This is a genomic window from Methylobacterium sp. WL18, from assembly GCF_008040015.1.
GTDB classification, from domain to species: domain Bacteria; phylum Pseudomonadota; class Alphaproteobacteria; order Rhizobiales; family Beijerinckiaceae; genus Methylobacterium; species Methylobacterium mesophilicum.
This window is the reverse complement of sequence record NZ_VRVD01000709.1, coordinates 1-2,218: the sequence shown is the minus strand read 5'-3', so window position 1 is coordinate 2,218 and position 2,218 is coordinate 1. Positions and strand designations below refer to the sequence as shown.

Sequence of the window (2,218 nt, the reverse complement as noted above, 5' to 3'; positions counted from 1 at the left end):
GCCCACCAGCGCCAGCCAGCCCGGATCAGCCGCACAACCTTGGCGCGGGGTGGAGCAGCCCGGTAGCTCGTCAGGCTCATAACCTGAAGGTCACAGGTTCAAATCCTGTCCCCGCAACCAAATCCCTTCCGACCACCCGACCACCACCAAAAACCCGGCCCGCTCGCGCGGACCGGGTTTTTCGTGATCGGGGTTCAGCGTCCTTCGCCGCCGAGCACGAGGCGCAGGGACCGGGCGAGTTCGTCGCGGCGGTAGGGCTTGTTCAGGACCGGCAATTCGCCGTGGCCGATGACCTGGCCCTCGTCGAGATTGGCGACATAGCCCGAGGTGAGCAGCACCTTGATCCCGGGGCGCATCCGCTGGGCTTCGACGGCGAGCTGCGAGCCGTTCATGCCGCCCGGCATGACCACGTCCGAGAACAGGATGTCGATGCGCTCCACGCCCCGGAGATGGTCTAAGGCCTCGGCGGCGTTGCGGGCGATGATGACCCGGTAGCGCAGCTCCTCCAGGCTCTCCACCGCCATGCCGAGCACCTGCTCGTCATCCTCGACCAGCAGCACGGTCTCGCCCTCGCCGGCGCGGCGCAGGGGAATCGTCCGCAGCGCGCCGGCCCCGGTCTCCTCGTCGGCCGGGTCGGTGGAGCGCGGGAAGTAGAGGTTCACGGTGGTGCCGGCCCCGACCGCGGAGGCGATGTCGACGAAGCCGTTGGCACTGCGGGTGAAGCCGTAGACCTGGCTGAGCCCGAGCCCGGTCCCCTTGCCGACCTCCTTGGTGGTGAAGAACGGCTCGAACACCCGCTGGAGCTTGTCCGGCGGGATCCCGGCGCCGGTATCGGTGACCGAGACCAGCACGTAGGGGCCGGGCGCCACGCCTTTCTCGGTCACCGCGCCGGTGCCGAGATGGACGTTGCGGCTCGTGACGGCGATCCGGGTGTGACCCGGCCGGCCCTCCATGGCGTCGCGGGCGTTGACGATCAGGTTGAGCACCGCGGCCTCGAACTGTGCGGGGTCGATGCGGATCGGATCGAGGGCGGGGTCGAGGTCGAAGGCGAGCTCCACCGCGCCCCCGGCGGCCCGTTCCGCGAGGGGCCGGAAATCCAGGAGCAGGCGGTTGGGATTGAGCGTCTGCGGCCGCAGCATCTGCCGGCGGGAGAACGCCAGGAGTTGCTGGGTCAGTTGCTCGCCCCGCCGGGCCGCGCCCATGGCGGCCTCCGCGAGGCGCTTGACCCGATCGACCTGCTCCGGCCGGCGGAGCACCATGTCGAGCCCGCCCACGATGACGGTGAGCAGGTTGTTGAAGTCGTGGGCGACGCCGCCGGTGAGCTGGCCGATCGCCTCCATCTTCTGCGCCTGGCGCAGGGCCTCCTCGGTGACGTGCTGGTCGGTGCGGTCCATCAGGATGCCGGCGATCCGGGTCGCGGTGCCGGCCGCGTCGGACTTGACCTGTCCCCGCAGGGCGATCCAGCGCACCGCCCCGTCGACCCGGCGGATCCGGCATTCCAGATCGAGCCGGCCGGTCGATCCGACGGCGGAGAAGGCCCGGTCGACGCCCGCCCGATCCTCCTCGACGACGTGGGCCAGGAAGGTCTCCCGGTTCCAGAACGCCTGGGGCGCGTCGTAGCCGAACACGGTGTCGAAGCGGGGCGAGCGCCGGGACGCGCCGGTGCCGTAATCGAGGTCCCAGGATCCCATGCCGGCGGCGTCGAGGGCGAAGGCGAGGGTCTCGTGGGCGGTCTCGACCTCCCGGGTCCGCTCGGCCACGCGCCGCTCCAGCCCCTCGTTGGCGAGTCTGAGCTGCTCCCGGTCGCGCTCGCGCTCCAGGAGACGCTCGCGCGCCTGGTATTGACGACGGCGCGCCCGCAGGGCCGCGGCCGTGGCGCTGACCAGGGTCTCGGCGTTGATCGGGCGCTCCAGCAGGACCACGTTGCCGAGCCGGGCGAGGAGCTGGGACGCGCGCTGGGAGCGGTGCCCGAGCTGGCGGGTCGCCAGCACGATGAACGGGAAATCCGACCAGGCGGGCTGCGCCTCGAGCCACGCGAACAGGTCCGGCGGCCCGGTCTCCCCGAGGGCCTCTTCGGTGACCAGCGCCGCGGCGGCCCCGGTCCGGAGGGCGTCGATCCAGCCGGGGAGATCGGGACAGATTGCGGCCGGCGTGCCGGCCCGGGCGAGCACCTGCTCGACCACCGCGGCGTCGCGCCCGCGCGGCGCCAGGATCAGGA

Annotated in this window: 1 protein-coding gene and 1 tRNA gene; one reads left to right on the top strand and one right to left on the bottom strand. The window is 71.9% G+C overall.

Annotated elements, in window-relative coordinates; translation table 11 throughout:
- Nucleotides 1-43: 43 nt before the first annotated feature.
- Nucleotides 44-120: transfer RNA gene (locus FV228_RS27310), tRNA-Met, on the top strand.
- A gap of 74 nt (nucleotides 121-194) precedes the next feature.
- Here FV228_RS27310 and FV228_RS27305 read toward each other — a convergent pair.
- A complete protein-coding gene (locus FV228_RS27305; RefSeq protein ID WP_246694048.1) occupies nucleotides 195-2,216 on the bottom strand; it encodes a PAS domain-containing sensor histidine kinase in 2,022 nt (673 codons plus the stop codon).
- Nucleotides 2,217-2,218 lie beyond the last annotated feature (2 nt).